General features: G+C 50.3%; 22 protein-coding genes. 15 read left to right on the top strand and 7 right to left on the bottom strand.

Annotation, left to right across the window (positions count from 1 at the left end):
- Window positions 1-34 precede the first annotated feature (34 nt).
- A complete protein-coding gene (locus ACZ5BI_RS07315; RefSeq protein ID WP_316086088.1) occupies window positions 35-730 on the top strand; it encodes an ABC transporter ATP-binding protein in 696 nt (231 codons plus the stop codon).
- On the top strand, window positions 714-1,460 hold the full coding sequence (locus ACZ5BI_RS07310; protein ID WP_464896029.1) for a hypothetical protein: 747 nt from the start codon (window positions 714-716) through the stop codon (window positions 1,458-1,460). The genes ACZ5BI_RS07315 and ACZ5BI_RS07310 overlap by 17 nt, the downstream gene beginning before the upstream one ends.
- Window positions 1,461-1,659: 199 nt before the next feature.
- Here the strand turns inward: ACZ5BI_RS07310 and ACZ5BI_RS07305 are convergent, their stop codons facing one another.
- From ACZ5BI_RS07305 to ACZ5BI_RS07290, 4 genes are all read right to left on the bottom strand, one after another.
- On the bottom strand, window positions 1,660-1,986 hold the full coding sequence (locus tag ACZ5BI_RS07305; RefSeq protein WP_316086090.1) for an HNH endonuclease: 327 nt from the start codon (window positions 1,984-1,986) through the stop codon (window positions 1,660-1,662).
- Between the two features lie 91 nt (window positions 1,987-2,077).
- Window positions 2,078-2,461 (bottom strand): type II toxin-antitoxin system death-on-curing family toxin, encoded by a 384-nt coding sequence (locus tag ACZ5BI_RS07300; protein ID WP_024058211.1) that lies wholly within the window; start codon window positions 2,459-2,461, stop codon window positions 2,078-2,080.
- A gap of 761 nt (window positions 2,462-3,222) precedes the next feature.
- Window positions 3,223-4,266, bottom strand: a complete 1,044-nt coding sequence (locus ACZ5BI_RS07295; RefSeq protein ID WP_464896028.1) for a YeiH family protein — start codon at window positions 4,264-4,266, stop codon at window positions 3,223-3,225.
- A 91-nt stretch (window positions 4,267-4,357) separates the two neighbouring features.
- Complete coding sequence (locus tag ACZ5BI_RS07290) at window positions 4,358-5,401, bottom strand: alcohol dehydrogenase catalytic domain-containing protein (RefSeq protein WP_464896027.1); 1,044 nt, start codon at window positions 5,399-5,401, stop codon at window positions 4,358-4,360.
- Window positions 5,402-5,776: 375 nt separating this feature from the next.
- Here ACZ5BI_RS07290 and ACZ5BI_RS07285 point away from each other — a divergent pair, with 375 nt between their 5' ends.
- The 6 genes from ACZ5BI_RS07285 to rbsK all read left to right on the top strand — a co-directional run bounded on the left by ACZ5BI_RS07285 (window position 5,777) and on the right by rbsK (window position 11,298).
- Entirely contained in the window at window positions 5,777-6,001 is a 225-nt protein-coding gene (locus tag ACZ5BI_RS07285) for an LPXTG cell wall anchor domain-containing protein (RefSeq protein WP_316086097.1), read from the top strand.
- Between the two features lie 229 nt (window positions 6,002-6,230).
- Window positions 6,231-7,208: a sugar-binding transcriptional regulator gene (locus ACZ5BI_RS07280; protein WP_464896026.1), complete on the top strand. Its 978-nt coding sequence runs from the start codon at window positions 6,231-6,233 to the stop codon at window positions 7,206-7,208.
- Window positions 7,209-7,320: 112 nt separating this feature from the next.
- Window positions 7,321-7,974: a deoxyribose-phosphate aldolase gene (gene deoC, locus ACZ5BI_RS07275; protein ID WP_316086100.1), complete on the top strand. Its 654-nt coding sequence runs from the start codon at window positions 7,321-7,323 to the stop codon at window positions 7,972-7,974.
- Window positions 7,971-9,371, top strand: coding sequence for an L-fucose:H+ symporter permease (fucP, locus tag ACZ5BI_RS07270; protein WP_278606347.1), 1,401 nt, complete (start codon window positions 7,971-7,973; stop codon window positions 9,369-9,371). Before deoC ends, fucP begins: the two co-directional genes overlap by 4 nt.
- An 11-nt stretch (window positions 9,372-9,382) precedes the next feature.
- A complete protein-coding gene (locus ACZ5BI_RS07265) occupies window positions 9,383-10,393 on the top strand; it encodes an aldose 1-epimerase family protein (protein ID WP_316086104.1) in 1,011 nt (336 codons plus the stop codon).
- A 2-nt stretch (window positions 10,394-10,395) separates the two neighbouring features.
- Window positions 10,396-11,298, top strand: a complete 903-nt coding sequence (gene rbsK, locus ACZ5BI_RS07260) for a ribokinase (protein WP_024058220.1) — start codon at window positions 10,396-10,398, stop codon at window positions 11,296-11,298.
- A 387-nt stretch (window positions 11,299-11,685) separates the two neighbouring features.
- Here the strand turns inward: rbsK and ACZ5BI_RS07255 are convergent, their stop codons facing one another.
- The gene (locus ACZ5BI_RS07255; RefSeq protein ID WP_316087035.1) at window positions 11,686-12,732 is read right to left on the bottom strand and encodes an NAD(P)-dependent alcohol dehydrogenase; all 1,047 of its coding nucleotides are present in this window, start codon (window positions 12,730-12,732) and stop codon (window positions 11,686-11,688) included.
- A gap of 152 nt (window positions 12,733-12,884) precedes the next feature.
- Between ACZ5BI_RS07255 and ACZ5BI_RS07250 the strand changes: the two genes are divergently transcribed.
- From ACZ5BI_RS07250 to ACZ5BI_RS07240, 3 genes are read left to right on the top strand one after another with little or no spacing between them, the layout of a single operon-like run.
- A complete protein-coding gene (locus tag ACZ5BI_RS07250; protein ID WP_464896025.1) occupies window positions 12,885-13,460 on the top strand; it encodes a hypothetical protein in 576 nt (191 codons plus the stop codon).
- Window positions 13,420-14,331: a nucleotidyl transferase AbiEii/AbiGii toxin family protein gene (locus tag ACZ5BI_RS07245; protein WP_278609033.1), complete on the top strand. Its 912-nt coding sequence runs from the start codon at window positions 13,420-13,422 to the stop codon at window positions 14,329-14,331. The genes ACZ5BI_RS07250 and ACZ5BI_RS07245 overlap by 41 nt, the downstream gene beginning before the upstream one ends.
- 27 nt (window positions 14,332-14,358) lie before the next feature.
- A complete protein-coding gene (locus tag ACZ5BI_RS07240; protein ID WP_278609032.1) occupies window positions 14,359-14,469 on the top strand; it encodes an LPXTG cell wall anchor domain-containing protein in 111 nt (36 codons plus the stop codon).
- An 89-nt stretch (window positions 14,470-14,558) separates the two neighbouring features.
- Here ACZ5BI_RS07240 and ACZ5BI_RS07235 read toward each other — a convergent pair whose 3' ends face one another.
- Window positions 14,559-16,076, bottom strand: coding sequence for a xylulokinase (locus ACZ5BI_RS07235; RefSeq protein ID WP_278606354.1), 1,518 nt, complete (start codon window positions 16,074-16,076; stop codon window positions 14,559-14,561).
- Between the two features lie 610 nt (window positions 16,077-16,686).
- Between ACZ5BI_RS07235 and ACZ5BI_RS07230 the strand changes: the two genes are divergently transcribed.
- Window positions 16,687-17,310, top strand: a complete 624-nt coding sequence (locus ACZ5BI_RS07230) for a hypothetical protein (protein WP_464896024.1) — start codon at window positions 16,687-16,689, stop codon at window positions 17,308-17,310.
- 507 nt (window positions 17,311-17,817) lie between these two features.
- Here the strand turns inward: ACZ5BI_RS07230 and ACZ5BI_RS07225 are convergent.
- Window positions 17,818-18,189: a helix-turn-helix domain-containing protein gene (locus ACZ5BI_RS07225; RefSeq protein WP_464896023.1), complete on the bottom strand. Its 372-nt coding sequence runs from the start codon at window positions 18,187-18,189 to the stop codon at window positions 17,818-17,820.
- 136 nt (window positions 18,190-18,325) lie between these two features.
- On the opposite strand from ACZ5BI_RS07225, the gene ACZ5BI_RS07220 reads away from it, so the two are divergent.
- From ACZ5BI_RS07220 to ACZ5BI_RS07210, 3 genes are all read left to right on the top strand, one after another.
- On the top strand, window positions 18,326-19,183 hold the full coding sequence (locus ACZ5BI_RS07220; RefSeq protein ID WP_464896022.1) for a hypothetical protein: 858 nt from the start codon (window positions 18,326-18,328) through the stop codon (window positions 19,181-19,183).
- A gap of 6 nt (window positions 19,184-19,189) precedes the next feature.
- Complete coding sequence (locus tag ACZ5BI_RS07215) at window positions 19,190-19,396, top strand: hypothetical protein (RefSeq protein WP_464896021.1); 207 nt, start codon at window positions 19,190-19,192, stop codon at window positions 19,394-19,396.
- A 123-nt stretch (window positions 19,397-19,519) separates the two neighbouring features.
- Window positions 19,520-19,717, top strand: a complete 198-nt coding sequence (locus ACZ5BI_RS07210) for a hypothetical protein (RefSeq protein ID WP_024058229.1) — start codon at window positions 19,520-19,522, stop codon at window positions 19,715-19,717.
- Window positions 19,718-19,815 lie beyond the last annotated feature (98 nt).

Below are 19,815 nucleotides of genomic sequence, written 5' to 3'. Positions count from 1 at the left end.
GCCTGGTTTTACTGTTTCGAGTTGGGTGAGGTCAATGGATGCTGTGGTTAAAGCGCAGAACTTGGTTGTGAGCTATGGCAAGCATGTTGCGCTACGTTTGGATGATTTTCGCATTGGCGCCGAGGCAGGAGTGGTGGGGCTTTTTGGTCCGAACGGAGCCGGTAAAAGCACGTTGCTTCGCACGATTGTGGGGGATATTGCTAGGATTCAGGGGAGAATCGTGGCTCCTCATCGTGTAGCGGTAAGCTATCTTCCCGATGAGCCTTTTTTGTATCCGTGGTTGCGAGTATCGCAATGCGTTGATCTGTTTCGTAGCCGATACGATGATTTCAGAACTGGTGCTTTTGAAGAGTTTCTTGAGGGGGCTTCTTTCTCGTCATTAACCAAAGTGAGTGAGATATCAAAAGGGATGAGTGAACGCCTTCATCTTGCGTTGATTATGTCTAGGGCTCCTAAGCTTTATGTGTTGGACGAGCCGCTGGCAGGGGTTGATCCGCTCACGAGGGATCATCTTCTTGCTCTGATCAAGAAATATCGTATTCCTAGCGCTCCGCTGTTGCTTAGTACCCACCTGATCAATGGCGTGGATTCTATTTTCGATGAGGTTGTTCTTATTTCAGATGGGAAACTGCTGACTCATGATACTGCTAGCCATCTGCGAGATTTCGGCGATGGCGATTTAGAGCTGGCTTATAAGAGGAGCGTATCGGGCTATGTTAAGAATGACTGATTTTCGTCTTTTGGCAACCAAACATGGGCGAGTCATGATTCCGTTAATTATGGTCATTATCGCTCTAGCAATCGTTCGGGTTGTGTCAGATGAGCTAGTGGTGCAGCAAATATACGGTATTGGCGTTATGCTTGTCGAAATTGCGATAACGCTGTATGCGTTAGATGCTGTGCTTCGGCTCACTGGCGCTTGTGATGATCGTTTGCTCTTGCTTTCTCCTTTGTCGCGCTGGCGTTTAGCTGTTTGCAATATGCTTGTACTCTCCTTGTACCTCCTATGCAGCTATGGTGCTACGTTCCTACCATTAGCAAAGTCTTCATCGGTTGATGGGATGGTGCAGTTAGCTAATCTTCTCGGATATATCGTTTCGATATTCACTGGCCTTGGCTTGATGCTGCTCGTATCGTACACATTGAAAAATATTCGCACCCGTTTTCCTTATCTGTTATCGGCTTGGTTTGTTTTTTCGGTTACCATACTGTTCGCGGTGATTGCTTGTGTGCTGATGCTTAAAAAGGTTGCGCCAAAGGCTCAATGGCTATTAGGAGTGACCTCGAGCGACTCGATAGTCAACCTATATTCAGCTAGTCTCCCCGTCACTGTTATCGGGCTCGGGGATCAAGTGAACAGTGCTTTCTTCTTCATCGCGGCGAATATGCTCCTGGGAATCATTGTCTGGTTGAGCGCGTTCATGCTCTCCCGTCGAAAAAACAACTTCATACGGCTATAGACAAGCTAGTGGACGGGTAATACTCCGCTCTGCAAGACTTACAGGTGATACCCCGTTTGATTCGGAAACTTCGTGCGCGGTTGGCCGAGCTCGCTGTCTAGGTACCCACCTTGTAGAGATTCAACCGCCCCTACCCGCGATACTCGCGCTTGGTTGACCTGCCATTTCGCCACCGGTCACCATCGAGAGCAGAGATTTGTTAGTGGCAGGGCTTGCATAACGCCATTAGATTGCTGAAGTCGTGGGTTCCTCCGCGCGAGAGCGGGAGGATGTGGTGGACTTCCTGCGTTGGGGTGAGCCTGCCTTCTTTCTGGCGCTGCTCGCATAGCGGGTGTTCGGCGACATAGCGGGCGCGAATTCTCCACCACTGGCGTCCGTAGCGTTTGTTGATAGCTGGGTCGCACTCGTACTTGCGATAGTTGTGTTTGGCGAGTTTGGCGAGTTTGGCGTGCCCATCGCAATACCTGTCGTGCGTGAGGTGCGGGAATCCGTGATAGGAGCAGGGCGTTGCAGGCTTGCGCAGCACCGCCGATTCCCGCTAGCTCCACTTCGTTGGCGTAATCCCGTCAGGGATTAGTGGCACTAAATAGAAGCCCCTGGATAAACCTGAGGTTTGGTCACTCCACTGCATTTCTCACCCAGCGTACGAGCTCATCGTATCCAACAGAACCATCCGCCACGCCCAGAATAGTCTCGAGAAATGAAGCATGATCAGGTTTGAAATCTATACCGGATACTCTGAGATATGTGCCTAAGCGTGCGGCACCAGTTCTCTTGTTTCCATCTAGAAATGGGTGACCGGAGATAATTCCGAACGCATATCTGCACGCCTTCTCAATTGGGTCAGGGTACAAATGTTTATCACCGAAGGTTTGGAAAGGCTGTGCGAGCGCGGACTTTAAAATCCCCTCATCGCGAACTCCGCCGATTCCGCCGAACCGAGCGATTGCCGCAGCATGAATAGCGAGGACATCCTGCTGCGAAAACGCAAATCCGTTCATTTGGCCAGTTCTTGGAATACGTCGGCATATTCATCCATGAAGTCGACTGCAACGTCGGCTACTTCGGTCGTACCGTGTGCCGGTTGGATAATTACCCACGGCCGGTTATTCTTCAAAATGGTGAGGGGTTTCCCGTCCTGTTCACTTCGGCTGTGACCCGGGAAAAATTATTTTTAGCTTCCGCTAGACCCATTGTAAATGCAGGCATTGACATTCCCCTTCTTGACTTAGCAAAATTATGGCTAATATTTGATCCAGAGTCAATAGGTATTTGCACCTCTCCGGCTTCGATGTGGCTGCTTGCCGCGCAGGATAAAAATAAATTAAAAAGGTTTCTCCTCTAGCGCTAGATGGTTTCGGTGGCGGTGCGCCATGGTGGGTGCGATTGCTATCGCAGGCATGACAAGGGAAAGGGAGGAAAAACTTATCCCCGCGCCTCAGGTGCGTAGGTCAAAAAACTCTACAATCCACATGCTTTCAGAGCATATTTAAAGTACCTGAACCTCTGAGCAAACCCCCAAAAACAACAAATTTATACACATAATTCAGCTATTGACTCTTTTTAGAAGACTTGAAATGGGCGCTAGGAGAGGGGGCAGCTAATGCGGTTTCATTCTTTGCAATTCCAGATCAAGGGATGGGCGGAGGATTTTCTTGCCAGTGATGGGCGAAAGTTGGATATTGCCGACGAATTTTCGTATCTTTCCCGCTCATTAGGTTTTGAACGAGGGATCCTGTTCCCTCGCGCTTCCAGTCGGATGTTAGTCAACTAAAAGAAGTACCGTTCCCAGCGAGACCGCGGCGATTAGGACACTCAGGATTATTCCGAGGACGAGGGCGCGCCCTCCGGATCTAATCACGTTACGCAGGTTCACTCCGGCTCCCATCGCACCCATCGCTACCGTCAGCAGCAGGGTAGCAACCGTGCCCCCTAGGGTACTGAAAATGTTATTGACAGTGGGGATGCCCGCAAACACTGAGGCTAGCGCTACTGCGACCAGGAATCCCACCACGAATCCGGGAATCAGGGGCGGGCGCTTGCCAGAGTTGGTTTTCTCTGCCTGTTTGTGGCGTACTTGTACTACTCGCCGCTCAACTATCCCCACGATTGCTACTACGATCGCTAGGCAGGCCACGCGTCCCAGCTTGGTGGCGGTGGCCAAATCAGAGACTGTCGGATCGTAAATGTTTGCGGCCGCCACTACCTGGCCGACCTCGTGAATAGAAGCTCCCAGCCAGACGGCTGCTTGCGTGGGGGATAACCCCAGCCCGTGGGCGGCAGCCGGTAAAGCGACGAGGGAGAGCGTCCCGAATAGGGTAACGCAAGCGATAGCAGTCGCGACCGCGTCATCGGCATCCTCGCGGTTGCGGGCAGACACCACCGGGGATATCCCCGCAACGGCAGAAGCCCCACAAATCGCCGTACCTGAGGTGGTGAGAATCCCGGTGGCGTGACTGACTCGCATAAAGTAGGTCAACAGGTAACCCGCCACCATAGTGACCGCGACTGCGCAGATGATGGTCACGATGGTGCCGGCACCTAGCGCGGCAATAGCCGGTAGCGACAGCCGAAAACCAAGCAGCACCACCCCGGAGCGCAAAATAGTCTTCGCGGAAAAACCGATACCGGGTTCGCAGACAGCAGGAATTAGCTTCGTGTTGCGGACGGCTACCCCCAGCAGGATTGCCACCAGCATCGATGACAGCAGGGGAAGAAACAGGTTTATTAGCCAAGCGATTCCGGCGATCACGCACGCATATGCTATTCCCGGTAAGAGCCGTTTGAGCTTATTCAAAGAAATCACTTGCCATATATACCACAAGGTCAAAACGATCCGGCAGTAAGAATGACAGATAGGTCTGTCTCGTTCCCCACAGGTTAACCGGAACTGCTTTTTAGTCGGGTATTACCGCAATTTTTACGCCAACCCGATCGTGTACCGCCTGATACGCTTCATGCACTTTTGATAGCGGGAAGGTGTGGGTGACAATTTCCTCCACATTAATAGCCCCCGTTTCGAGCACTTGAATCGCCCGTTTTACATCGCGACGGCGAGCATTAGAACCCCCGGTAACCTGCAATTCTTTATAGTGAATCAGGTTAGGCTCCATTTGAGTCATCGAACCCTTCGGGAATCCCGCGAAGTAGTTGACTCGCCCTCCATCTCGGGCAAGCTCTAAGGCATCCTGGGCTAGATCCGAGGCACCAATACACACGATCACCACATCGGCTCCCGCTCCGTTGGTTACTTCCCTGACCCGATCCTCAAGTTCATCAGGGCTGACCCCAATCGCGCCCAGCCGGTCTGCCACTTGGCGCCGCCCACGGGAACGGTTAGATACGAATACCTGTCTAGCCCCACTGGCCAGTGCTAGTTGCGCGTGGATTAGTCCGATCGGGCCGGCTCCTAGAACAGCCACTACCTCTCCCAGGTTCACTTTGAATTGATCGAGGCTGTTTAAGCAGCAAGAGATAGGTTCGGCTAGACAAAGAGCTTTAGGGTCAAGTTCTTTACTGGTAGTGATCAGGTTGCCTCTACGCAGGGCTCGTTCTGGCACCAGCAGGTATTCTTGTAAGCCACCATCGATGGCGTAGCCAAACAGCTCTAGGTTTGAGCAGAGGTGTTCGCGGTCTTGTAGACAGTTGGGACAGTGACCGCACGATACTACGATCGAAACCGTCGCCTGTTGCCCAATGCGCAAGCCGGGTTGAATCTGCTCGACGCCCTCGCCGATTTCCACGATCCTGCCTGCAATTTCGTGTCCGGGAACCGTACCATAGGAAAACCCGGAGGTTTTCGCCCCGGTATAGAGCCGATAATCGGTGCCGCACATGGTGTTGGCCTCGATTTTCAGTAAGACCTCATGCTTGCCCGGGGTTGTTTTTTCCTTTTCGACCAGCCGTAGATCTTCCGGTGCATTCAAAGTTGCTGCCCGCATGACTTCTCCTCTCCTTAAAGAAATTCCGGAACCGTGTCCATTAGTAACGCGAAGGAAGTAGCGCCCGGATCAGGGGCTCCCATGCCCAGCGAGTCTAGTGTCTCACGAATCTAGTAGCGGCTACTGTCATCAGTAGCCGTAAATTGGTTCCTCACCCGTCACGTGAATAGTTCTTCCCTTTACTGTCACCTTAGATGACGGGGAAGATTGATTGTCTAAGGGATGCTAAGTGGTTTACTCACCGTGCGAAGATGGCTCCTTCTGTGCGGTCGCCTAGCGGTAATCAAAGACATTTCCCTGGAATCCAGCGAGTGATCTTCCTAAGCGAGGTGTCAGGAATGTGAACTGCCAATAAAAGTTAGGTACGCCGCTAGGTTGAATCCGCTGGAAGTTACTTTAACTGGTACCTGGGAGAAATCCGTTACCACCAGCAAGGTTAAAACTGCTGATTCCGAAAAGACTCCCACGCCGAAAGCTAGCCCCAATGCTGAGCCCAAAGAAGAAATGGTAAATACCGGTTCCTCGCCCTTAGGGCTGCTGTTACTTGCAGGAGCCAGCAGTGTTCTAGGTGCGTTAGTGCTGCTACGGCGCCGGGCGTAACGCGAGTATGAGGTTTTGGCTGTAGGGCGGGTGTATGTGGTACCGCCGCGAAGCGTTTAATGCGGCTTGTGTTGGAGCTGCTGCAGCATTTCTGATTAGCTCAACGCCTGACGATAGCTTCACCCCGAGGAGTGTAACGTTTAGTTCTTGAAAACTTTGTAACTGTATTTTCTGAAAGGCTGATTTTCAGATTTCCTCAGACTAGACTCCAGACTGATTAGATAGGCTCATGGTGAAAAAAGATCGCTTGGGAATGACCCGCAGGGATCATCAATCCCTGGATGTGGCAAAGCTCTACTATAGCGGCCTATCTCAGAGCGAAATCGCTAATATACTGCATGTTTCACGACCAAATGTTTCCAAATTGCTCACTCATGCGAAGGCACGCGGGTTCGTGAAAATTCGAATAGATGATCCACGAGAGCAAGACAGAGAGCTCATCGATTCTTTACGGTCTGCTTTTTCACTTGACGAGGTACGTTTAGTGTCTCCACCTAGAAGACGCGACATTGATATTCGCAAGGCTCTGGGACAGGCGGGGGCAGACCTTTTTATGGGGATGGTGCGTGATGGAGACGCTGTTGGAGTTTACTGGTCTCGAACCATTCAGGCATTGACTGCGAGCTTACAGCGGAAATCTTTACAGCGGGTCGATGTAGTCCAGGTCGGTGGCAATCTAAGGATGCCGTCCCTGGATTTATCTACTCTAACCAGTTTCCGGGAGTTACGAGAATCTCTGCAGGCCAAGGTGCACATGGTAGGGCATCCAATCGTGTTGGAATCGGCAGGTGCGAAGCTAGCGATTGAACGAGAAGAGAGTGTCAGTAGGGTTATGGCACTTGCGCGCCGAGCACGTATCGTGCTTTATTCGGTCGGCTCAGTTAGTTCCGTGGCAACTCTGCTGCATAGTCCGCTCATTAATGAGGACGAAAGAGAATTCTTGATCGAACATTCGGTGGGGGAAATATGTGCGCACTTCATCGATGAAGACGGCAGGGTCTGTCTGCCGGATCTTAACAACCGCACTTTGGGAATTTCCTTGCCGGATTTACGGCGTAACGAGCAAAAGATCCTGGTAGCCGGAGGATCCGATAAGTTGCAAGTAGTCTATGCTGCATTGCTACGTGGTTATGCTAACCGGTTAGTTATAGATACGGTAACGGCTCGTAAGCTACATGCCTTGACGAAAAAGAAACAAGGCAAATAGCCAAAATGGCACATATGTGCCAAAAATTCGTTCTGTAGGCTGGGGCAGCAAAGTAGCGTGAGACCAGTGACAAGTCAGCCAAGACTTGCATGAAGTCGAAGGAGACGTAGACATGACCAATAAAGCAAAACTAATTGATCATACCCTGCTTGCGCCAGATGCAACAGCTGAAGCGGTAAAAAAGCTGTGCGAAGAGGCTAAAACCGCAGGATTCTGGTCGGTGTGTGTAAGCCCCAATAGGGTTTCGCTGGCTAAGCGTGAGCTTTCCGGTAGTGATATTAAAGTATGTACAGTAATCGGATTTCCTTCTGGTGCGCATTGCACAGAGGTGAAAAAATTTGAGACTGCCCATGCCGTTGCAGACGGAGCGCAAGAGGTCGACATGGTAATAGACCTGGGGGCAGTCAAAGATGGGAATTGGCGCGCAGTTCAGCTAGACATTGCTGGTGTTGTCCAAGCAGCTGGTACTGGGGTTCTAGTGAAGGTCATCTTGGAAACCTGCCTGCTAACGGATGAAGAAATCGTGAATGCATGCGAATGCGCACAACAGGCTGGCGCAGATTTTGTAAAAACTTCTACAGGTTTTTCACAATCAGGTGCAAGTGCGCATGCGGTGGAGCTTATGCGTAAAACTGTTGGCTCGAATATGGGAGTTAAAGCATCTGGCGGGATTCGAACCGCTGCCGTCATGGACGAAATGATCGCCGCAGGAGCTAACCGTATTGGTGCCTCTGCCGGAATGAAACTGTTGGGGGGGAACAAATGAGTATAGATGTGGAAACTTCGCCAAAGCAATCATTGCCTAGGCAAAAAACACCCGAAGGACAAGTAAATAACAGCCGAGGGTTGATAAAGGATAATACGCAACAGTTAGCCGACGGTTACCTTTCGCGAACCCCCATTTTTCAGTATCTCTTACTGTCGATTTGCTTCCCCATGTGGGGGATAGCTGCCAGCCTCAACGACATCTTGATTACACAGTTCAAGTCAATTTTTACTCTTTCTGACTTTGCTTCCGCGTTTGTGCAGTCAGCATTCTACGGTGGGTATTTCATTATTGCTATTCCTGCCTCCCGAGTAATCCGCTCCACCTCCTACAAAGTTGGAATCATGGTTGGTCTGAGTGTGTATATCATCGGCTGCTCCTTGTTTTTCCCGGCTTCCCACATGGCGACGTATTCAGTATTCCTGTTTTCACTGTTTGCGATTGCAATTGGATTATCGTTCCTTGAGACGTCCTGTAACACTTACTCGTCGATGATTGGACCGAAAAAATATTCCACGCTACGACTAAATATCTCCCAAACTTTCTATCCTCTCGGATCTATCGGGGGAATTTTACTGGGCAAGTACTTGATTTTTTCCGAAGGTGCCGCGCTGCATGAGCAGATGGCAAATCTTACTGCTGCAGAGTCGCAACAGTTTGCTCGGGAAATGCTACAACGCACTCTGCATCCCTACCGGGTAATCATTCTAATCTTGCTGGTAATCCTGATTCTAGTGATGATTACGCAGTTCCCAAAGTGTAAGCCTGTGGTAAATAACGCGAAAGAGACCACGAAGGCAACCATATTCCAGACCCTAAAATACTTGGCCGGAAACCGTAGATTTAAAGCTGGTATTCTGACTCAGTTCCTTTACGTTGGCATGCAGACAGCGGTTTGGTCCTTTACGATTAGGCTCGCGCTTAATCTGGATCACTCCCTCAATGAGAGAACAGCCTCTAACTTCATGATCTTTGCGTTTATTGGGTTCTTTTTAGGAAAGTTCCTAGCAAATCTTTTGATGACCCGGTTTAATCAAGATTTAGTTCTCGTCGGCTACTCTCTTTGTGGATTGGGTGCGTTAGCGTATGTGATCTTGGTTCCTAATATGACAGCAGTTTATGCTGCGGTGTTGGTTTCGTTTTTGTTCGGGCCGTGTTGGGCAACTATCTACTCGCGCACGCTAGATTCGATCGAAGATAAACGCTATACCGAAACCGGCGGAGCGATAATCGTCATGTCGATTATTGGTGGGGCGGTTATTCCTGCAGTACAGGGGCTGGTCTCTGACCTGACTGGCTCGATGCAGATTTCTTTTGCCGTTAATCTCTTTTGTTTCGGTGCCGTATTGATGTACTTCTATTCCTCTTATAAAACTTCTCCAAAGGGTGAAATCTAATGCAATATGAAATGAATTTACCAAGATCCCTATTTACGCAGTTAGAGACGGAAATACTGCATTCAGAGCAGTGGTCGGTAACCACGAAAACTTACTCATCCGGAGTTGCTTCACTAACTATCCGTAACTCGCTCGGATATGTTGAGGTTCTACCCTTCATGGGGCAAATTATCTGGGACGCAGAGTTTTGCGGTCACAGCCTTCGCATGGAAAACATGTTTTCAGAGCCTAAACCGGCGACCTTGATTGAGGACACCTACGGCTGCTTTGCTTTCCATTCGGGGCTGCTTGCCGCTGGTTGCCCCGGCGAAGGGGATAACCATCCGTTGCATGGTGAATTTGCATGCGCTCCCATGGACTCGGCGAAATTGATTGTTTCAAACAATGCCATTCGCGTAGTTTCTTGCCGCGAGTACTTGAAGGGTTTTGGTGATCACTATGTAGCCAATCCCTCGGTGACTTTGCACCAGAATTCATCCATGTTCGATATTGAGCTACGGGTGCAAAACATGTCTAAGTACGCCTCTATGCCTCTGCAATATATGTGCCATATGAACTACGCGTTCGTACCAAGCGGAAAAATTACCCAAAACTTGCCTGCAGATGCGTTCAAATTGCGTGAATCTGTGCCGGCGCATGTTAAACCAACTGAAAAATGGTTGAAGTTGAACGCAGATATAAAAGCCGGTAATCGGGACGCTAATTCCTTGGAAGGGGCTGAAGAGTTCGATCCGGAGATTGTGTATTTCGCTGATGGAGTAGACAAACTGACCGAAGAAGCAATTTTAGAAATGACCTGCCAGGACGGAACGGTATTTGAAACCCGTTTTAGTACCGAGAGTTTCCCAGTGATAACGCGGTGGATATTGCATAACGAAGATCAAAAAGTTGCTGCGTTTGCGCTTCCCGGGACATCACGTCCAGAAGGGCGCGAAGCGGCTCGTAAAGCTGGAACGTTAATTGAACTTGCCCCTGGGGAAGCTCGCACTTTCCAAGTAACTACCGGCATTAAGGAGAACTAGAAATGGATATTGCAGTAGTTGGCTCGAATATGGTCGATTTAATCTCCTATATCAATCGAATGCCCCATGAAGGCGAGACCGTAGAGGCTCCAGATTTTCGAATGGGTTGTGGCGGTAAGGGTGCGAACCAGGCCATAGCAGCTTCTCGGATGGGCTCGGAAGTTTTGATGGTCACCAGGGTAGGCAACGATATGTTTGCAGACAACACCATAAGAAACTTTGCTGAGAACGGTATCGACACCAAATTTGTTATGCGTACGGATGCTACCTCGGGGGTCGCCCCAATTTTTGTGGATCCCCAATCCCGTAACTCAATCATAATTGTCAAGGGAGCAAACGCATTGTTAACTCCCGGTGATGTGGAACGTGCCAAGGCGCAAATTGCCGAATGTAAACTGATCGTGATGCAGCTGGAAATTCCGCTAGAAACGGTATATGCGACTATACGATTAGGCAATGAATTAGGTATTCCGATTCTGTTGAACCCAGCTCCAGCCGATCCCTCACTATCGTTAGAGCAGGTAAAAAACGTGGAGTTCATCGTGCCAAATGAGAGTGAACTATCTTTACTAACTGGGATGCCGGTAGAATCCGAAGAAGATATACGTGCTGCAGGACAAGTGCTTACTCACTCGGGAATTCCGAATGTGATTGTCACTTTGGGTTCACGGGGCGCCTTGTGGATTAGTGAAGCCGGAGAACAGTTAATTGAAGGAACCTCTGACAGGGCAGTTGACACTACCGGGGCAGGTGACGCTTTCATTGGTTGCTTTAGCCATTGTTGGACGCAGACTGGGGACATTGCTGAGTCGATTCGCAAGGCTAATATCTATGCGGGCGATGCAGTAACTAAGCGGGGTACGCAAACTTCCTATGCTACGGCTGAAGAGCTAAACCTCCGTTAGTCCACCGTTATCCTAGGCTCAGTTTGGTTGGCATGAACAGTGTATATGCGCAGTCGCATTAGATTAGCGCACGCAGCATCAAAACTACGAGGGCATATTATTCGGTTCCTTGCCAGCCAGCTTGATAATGCCGTTACCCTTTCTCCACGGGGTAGGAAGGGTAACGGCATTATTGCCATCACGGTGAGTGAAAGCTGAGAGTAAGAAATCTGGGTAAAGCTGAGCGCTCCTTAGAGCGTACTGTTTATTATCCTGGTGGTTTGTACTGATTAGGCTTCAGATTCTGAAGAGTTTATCGCTAAGCGTACTTGTTTTCATCAGGCAGTTTCGCGCGAGCATCAAGTAGTATCGAGGCATCGGCATCGAAAACCAACGCAACTGCCCGCTCTAGAAGGTGGCGGTGTCGATCACGTAGCGGTAGCGCACCTTAGCGGCTACCACGTTATCCCAGGCCTGATTGATTTGATCGCCAGAAATGATCTCCACTTGGGGACCGATATTTTTCTCGGCACAAAAATCTAGCACTTCCTGGGTGAGGGCGATGCCACCGATATTGGAGCCGGCAAGCATCTTTTGCCTGCCCACCAAGTTACCCATGGCGAAGGATTGGCGGTTCTCTGGTAGCCCCACAATCCCTACGATCCCTTCGGGTTTTACACAATCTAGCAATTGATCGATTTCCACACCGTCAGACAGAGTCGATACCACCAGGTCAAACTGGGAGCGCATACTTTCCCAAGTCCCGTCCTCAGAAGTGGGGTGCAGTGCAACTGCCCCAAAGCGTTTCGCGTCCTCTTCCTTGGCGCGAGTGCGGGAAATGACGTGGGTTTCGGCTCCCAGGGCGGCGGTAATCTGCACCCCCATATGGCCGAGCCCTCCCATGCCCACGATGGCGACTTTCTTGCCCGGGCCTGCCCCGAGGCGTTTAAGCGGGGAATATAAGGTCACCCCGGCACACATAATGGGGGCGGCTTTTTCCAGAGGAATCGCGTCCGGGATTCGGCAAACATAGTCTTGCTCCACGGTGATCCCGGTGGAATAACCGCCGGCTGTGGGGACGCCGTCGCGCCCTATACAGTTATAAGTCCAGATAGTCCCGCCCTCGCCATTACAGAATTGTTCAGTTCCCGCTTGGCAAGCCTCGCATTTGCCGCACGAGTCCACGAAACAGCCGACCCCTACCCGATCACCAACGGCAAACTTGGTTACTTTCGAGCCAATTTTGGTGACGATTCCGGCGATTTCATGACCGGGGGTGAGGGGGTAGATTACCTCTCCCCACTCCGCGCGCCCGGTGTGAATATCGGAGTGGCAGACCCCGGCATATTTGATCTCGAAATAGATTTCGGTTGGTCCTGGTTCGCGCCGCTCTAAGGTTACGGGATGGAAATCCGAAGTGGCCGAATCCATTGCGTAGGCTTTTACCTGGGTCATTGCTGCTCCTTGTAAGCGAGAAGGTTATTACCCTCAACCATAACCCGCCACCCGACCTAGCGCAGGGGTGGCAAGTAGGAACGGGGGGGGGAATAATTTTTATCTGTCAATACCGTACTAATAGTGGTACGGTATTGACAAAGAAGGAGGGGGTGAATGTTTTGACCTACGCGCACGATTTATGGGAGGTTGCGGCTTATAGCCACGGGGTATTAACCGTTTCGGAGGCGATTTCTGTCGGTGTACCTGCTGTTGAGGTACGAAAATTAGCTTATAGAGGCACGCTGCGTAGCTATGGTAACGGGGTATACGTACATCATGGGGTGCCGCTCACGCGTTTTACCCAGTTCGCCATAGCGGTGGCGCTAGCTGGTAAAGGCGGGTTTTTATGGGGAGATGCGGTCTTTTCTCTTTTGGAACTGGGGGATTTTAATCCGCGTTCGATCCGGGTTGCTACCCGTAGACGGGTACGTAGAAAGTTACCGCAATGGATGCAGCTTACCGATCGCGTTGACATTGTGGAAACAGATATTACTGAGTACTGCAATCTGCCATCCACCTCGGTTAATGAGGCACTGACAGATGTTTTTCCCCAACTACCAAATGAAAAATGGCTGGCCTTAGTGCACGAGTGCTACCGTAAAGATTTTGTTACCGCAAAGGAACTCAAGGCTAAGGAAGTGCTGTATGAGCGGGGTCGTTCCTCCCAAAAACATTGCTCAACTTGAGCAACGCCTGCAAGAAGTGTCCGCTGCTCGGGGGATTACGGTTGCGCGCTCCCGGTTAATGCTGTCTACCTTGGTTGTATCCCAGATGCTTCCAGAGTTCACAGTAATAAAAGGTGGTATGGGCATGAAGCTGCGCGCGGGCGAGCCTGGAACTCGCGCGACCTCGGATCTTGATGTTTTTATCTCTGAGCAAACCCGCAGATTCGAAGAAGCGCTGCGCGTTAAGTTGATGAAAGGCTGGGGTTTCGTCCCACCATCAAAAGCACAGCTACACAATAATCCAAACAGTGCGCCCCGAACAGCTTTCACGGGGGCTTTGGTTGCTTTACCAATTCACGACCCTGGGGTGAAGCTCCCTCAGTATTTGGTGCAACCGTACCGGGTTTCATTGAAATTTCTTGGGAAGCAGTGGTCTGCGCTCAAGGTGGAAGTGTCAGCTCAAGAGATTGAGACGAGTACGTATGAGGGTACTCGCATAGATAGTGATTTATATGATTTTAATGCCCGTTTCGGCTTTGGGGAGTTGAGGCCTGTAAGTTTGATTTCTCCTGAAGCTCAGTTTGCGCAGAAGCTTCATGCAGTTACTGATCTGACATATTCCAGAGCCCATGATTTGGTAGATCTGCAGGTGCTGTGGCGCATGCAGCTGGACTTGGCGGAACTTAAGCAATTATGTGTACGAACTTTTTCATGGAGAAAAGCGCAAGCCTGGCCACCTCTACCTTTGCGGGATATGAGTGGTTGGGAAAGTGCATACCTGGAAGCGCGCGCTGAGACTCAGGTCAATGAAGCTACGGACATGCTGTCCTCACTTTCCGATGCGAGACAGTGGCTAGCACAAACTATTCGCACCATAGATGGAATTCAATGACCAGGTAAACGCAACAAAGGTAACACCGTGTGGCAGAAAGTCCCCAAGACTGGTTCCGCGGGGATTCCGGCGCTGGCGCTAGGGTTACTAGCCGTTGGCGCGGGCGCAGTCTTGGTTCGCAACCGTAAACAGCATTAACCATTAAGAATAACTAAATAACAGTTTTGGGTCGCCCCTCAAAAGGGGCGACCCAAATTTATTGCTTTTCTCGCATCACGTCCTATTACCTAGTGCAAGGGGTGACGTAGAGAGAACTGATACTGCTTATCCATAATCGGTTTCAAGGCCGGATATGCCTGGTTTTGCAGCTCCGCTAGTTCCAGATAGATTTCATGGTTCTTAAGGTTCGGTTCCGAGGTGTCTCCCAAGGCAGCCATCCCTTTTGCGGCCTCTTCTACGGAAGCGTAAGCAGCAGTTTGTGCCATCGCCATCACCGCGGCGCCCATAGCCGAGATTTCTTCGGTTTCGCAGCTGGTGAGGGGAAGTCCGATACAGTCCGTCATAATCGCGCGCCATAGGGGAGAGCGCTGCCCGCCTCCCATTACTCGCACCGATTGCAAAGGCACTCCGGTAGTGTCGGCAAGGGTGTGCAAATTGGTAGCCATGGTCAATGAAATACCTTCCAGAATTGAGCGGTAGATTTCCGCTCTCCCATAGGCTCCTGCCAGCCCGATGATGGCGCCGTGGGCAATCGGATCCCAGAAAGGTGACTGGACTGCATTCCAATAGGGCATGGTCACCAGCCCGCCACATCCAGTCGCCACCTGGGCGGCCGCTTTTTCTAGTTCGGGATCGGGGCGCCCCGCAAGTGCCGGATTGCCCAGTTCGCTACGGAACCAACCCGCCAAGTGGGCACCAGAGTTTTGCACGATTTCCAGCACATATTGGCCGGGAATACCTGCCACATCGGTACGGAACACGTCGGCTATTTGGTAGCGGGGTGAATGCACCCCGGCTACCAGGGCAGTCCCCATATTTAGGTAGGCTTCTTCCATTCCGGTAGCCCCGGCTCCCAATGCTGCCGCTTGCCCGTCTCCGCAGGCAGCTACCAGTTCAATTGACTGTTTGATTCCCCAATCCGCTAGCACCGATTTCTTGATCGGGGCGATTATCGAGGCTGCGGGAACCAGATCGGCTAGCTGGTCACGTTTGATTCCGATTAGATCGAGCAGTTCCGGCGAGTAATCCAACTTCGCGGAATCCAGGAATCCCAAGGAATCAGCAGTTGCCACCGAATCCACCCATTGACCGGTCAAGGCATGAGTTAGATAGCCGTGCACCCCTACTATCTTGTGGGCAGCAGCTAGTTTTTCGGGTTCATGTTCTTTTAACCAGGCGATCTTGTATATCGAGGGAGTGGTATCGGGTTGGAACCCTGAAAGTTCATGTACTCGCCGGCTACCAATCTTTTTAACTTGCTCCGCGGCTCTGCCATCGAGCCATAAAATCCCGGGACGAAGAGGGACTCCTTCTGAATCCACCAAAGCGAATGATTGGCGCTGAATGGTAGCGCAGAGAAATTCGATGCGACTACGATCAGTGTCGCTAAGCTGCGCAACTGCCTGCCCTACCGCCTCATTGGTACTCTTCCACCAGTCGCGAGGGTCTTGTTCATAAAAGTCCACTCTTGGGGTGGACATTGCAAATTCTACCTTCGCCTGTGAAAGTACCGATCCGGCACTGTCGACAATTATCGCCTTGGTACTGGTGGTAGAGGAATCTACTGCGATTACTAAACTGCCCATGCTGATTGAGCCTCCTCGTTCCAATGCGTATAAAGGTGATTTTACTTGGCCGTGGTTAAGGATAACTGGTTACGGCTAGTTCACCAGAGAAATAAGTCGCCGAGGAATGCTGCGATCCACTTTTTCTATGATTTCGCTACTGAAGCTAGTTGTCTGTTGGGAGCAGAAAACTTTGAGGAAATCATGGGGCGGTGCGTAGGGGGATGGTTATTCCGTACTGATCTTCTTGAGCACATTCTTTCCTGGCGTTTCAGTTTTAGAAGACCGAATGCTAATATCCCACAGAATACTGCGGGATATTAGCATTCGCATTCCTCACCAGATCCTGTAATGGTGAGGTTAACTTTCGGGCATTAGCCCTATTTTTGAACAGCTTCAGATTGCCCTGAAGTGAGTATGCTGCATCAAGGTGAGTTTTCGGGTATTTAGCCCTATATTCGAGTACTAATCCGTAAAATAGGAGGTATACATAACCCCGGCGATTCAGCCTAGGCTGGGGATCGTTCCGGGGTCTTCGATATTGAGTTTACCACAGGGAGCAGGGGTGTCACAGGTGCACAACAAGGAATGGGATCGAACTATTATGGTCGGTCTTCTTTCTGAGAAGCGTTTGAGCACATATCTCGCAGCTACCGATGGTGTCCTTGACACTGCATTTGAGCTTTATGCCTGGAATACTCAACTGGCTGGGGCGATGCTAAGTGCTACTGCGATGGTTGAGGTGGTGGTGCGCAACTCAATCGACCGCACCCTGACTGCCTGGAATGCGACGAGGCACGGATATGATGACTGGTTCGCTCTCCCTGCTCTCGATTCTCGGGCTAGAGAAGACGTGGATAAAGCTCGCGCTCGTATAGAACGCAACGGTTCAACGCCTAATCACGATAAAATCGTGGCCGAACTGTCCTTTGGTTTTTGGCGATTTCTGACAAGCCGCAGGTATCACGCATCAATATGGGTTCCCGCACTTCACAAGGCATTCTCTTTTGGGGATTCAGACCTGCGCAAACGCCAGCGAGAAACAGCCAGATTGCTAGGAAATATGAATTTCCTTAGGAATCGTGCCGCTCACCTGGAACCAATTTTCCGGCGCAATATCGCCCGGGATATCGCAGAGGCAAGATGCTTGATGCGGTGGGTAGATCCGGAAGCCTTGCTATGGTTCGATGACACGCTGAGGCTAGACGATGTTCTTAAAGTTAAACCAACAATAAAACCAAGGTTGATTAACTAGGGTTATTATAGCCGAACGAGAGTGAAACAACTTAGTTAGTATGGACGATTATCCCAGCTAAGTGGGAGTTCCTTCAACGTTCGGTGCTGGGTTAAATGGTGAAGCGACGAAAAACCTCACTGATTCGCCACTGGCAGCATTCAAAACAGCTCATGTGATGCCGCAGAGATATTACATGAAATGATAATTGCAAACTCGATAGTTGCATTATTGCTGTTCAAAGATTATCTAATGGCGGAGGTAGGGGGAATAAACGCCATCCCCGTCACTAACTGCGCAAACGCAGGTAAATAGGTAGTTTGTACTATTACAGTACTATATAGGAAAACAGCCCCGCCGGCCTTTATGGGTCAGCGGGGCTTTAGTTTTAGTGTGTATCCGCACCCCGATTATTGGGATAGTCAGCGATTGCAAGCCGTATCGGCTAGGGTCGCCGGCTCTTTGGCGGTGATTAATGCCTAGGCACTTTAATAATATCAGAGGTTAAGCCGGGTAGGTGGGTTATTCTTACGCGTACTCAATCTGCACATCTCTACCTGCCAGCTCGCAAGATACGGCTAATATGCCTGCCATTGCGGCGGCCTCTACCGGGGACAGGTCTTTAAGCCCGCTCGCTTCTAGCTGCGAGGGAGTACGCGAGAGCGTGAGTTTTACGGGGGTTCCTACTATATCCAGATCGGACACATCTAAGGCGGTCTCTACGCGTTTTAGCATAATTTCCCATTTTTTGGTTAGCCAGGCAGCAGCAAAGGGCGGGACGCTTGCGTCTGGTTTTTGCCATAGTTGGACGGATCGCAGATTAACATGTAGCTCGTCGGCGCATGCCCGGTTTGATAGTCCTAGGGCTTGTCTGTAGACGCGAAATTGTGCTGGTGTCATGTGCTTATACTACCAACTCTAGTAGATGTGACGCAGATTATATTATATAGGTTAGGTGTTGGCGGTTGGCTATGATACAATAAAGGTGTAATCAAAAGAAAGCGAAAATAGTTCGCTTGGATTGAAAGGATTAGAAATGAACAAGCAATTTTTAGCAGAGACTCTAACCGATAAAGCCGAAGACGCCGAGGATATCTGGCCTACGACTAATGAAGGAAACCCTGGATACTCTAACGGGGCTGGCGTGCAAGAAAAAGAGTTGACTAGTGAACTTGCCGATGGTGACAGCGACGAGGACACAGCTATCAGCGACGCAATCACAACTATTTTTACCCGCTTCGATAAAGCCCTTAACGCCACATTCCCTGATGGTATTGCGGATGAGGTTTACTGTGACCTGTGCGACTGGCTAAAAGACAATCTAGTAGCTTTTGGCGAATCCAGGCAGCAGTTAAAATGCGACGAGATCATCTGGGAAATCCGATATGAACTCGAAAATGTTTCTGCCCCTGAGGAACTCCTAAGAAATCTTGAGCGCTACGCTATTTGGGCAAGCCGGGACGAGGAACGCGTAAACGATTGGGGAAGCTCTTTCGGGTGGATTTACGACAGCTCTAGCGAGGCATACGACGGTTTAGTATCGTCTCTGGAGTTTGGTGAGTTTTTAGAAAGCGAATTTGATATTGACGGAGTCCTGGAGGAGGGTCTCGGTTATAACGCGTGCTGCGGGTATTATTACGAAAAACGCGCGGATGCACTCGATGAGCTAATGCCTAAATATGATCGCAGCTCCAACCGTTACGACACTTTCAAGGACGCGAAAAAACACGAAATCGAAGAGCTGATCGAGAACTACCCGGATTATTACGATGAGGACTATAAAGATTTAGATATTGACGGAATCGCTCAGCGGCTGATCCTAAAAGATGAAAACGGTAAATTTTATGTTGAGCATCCAGGCAGCAAAGAATATTGGGAAGCGGTGCAGAGGTGAGGAAAAGTGAGTATTGAGCAAGATTTACTAGCAAAAGCGGGCGCGGCGCATCAGCAGGCTGAGGACGCGAAAAAAGCGGCGGATGACGCTATCGCGGCGCGCAATAAGGTTTGGCGTGAGGTTGCAGATCGCGGCGTATCGGCATACGCAATCGCTAAAGCTATTGGCGTATCTGCTACTACTGTGCAGCGAGTGGTGCACGATAGGCGATAACACTAACCCTAACTGTGATGTAGATTACAGGTTAGGAGTTTGTTAGTTTATAGTTGTTTTGGTATACTATAAATGTAATCAAAAGAAAGCGAAATGGTTCGCTTGGATTGAAAGGAAAATAAAATGGAATTCTTCACCACTAAAAAAGACCTCATCGACTACGCCATTCTTCCCGCCATTGAAAACGGGGTCACCACCCGCGATGAGTACGATATAGACGCAATCGCAGACGCAATCAGCGACGTAGACGAAAGAGGGCGCTACTACCAGAAAGTCGACGCAGACGAGTTCTGGGAAATCGTAGCAGCTAACGAAATCTAAATAAGATACCCCCCGCCACCCCGGCGGGGGGAAACTCATATCCCCTTCAACTTGTCGAAATTGTCGACAAGTTCCCCCTATACCACTAGGCGGTTAGC

The organism is Varibaculum sp. GTC20041 (assembly GCF_055387755.1).
The sequence above is the reverse complement of the archived record's forward strand: the minus strand, read 5'-3'. Positions and strand labels throughout refer to the sequence as shown.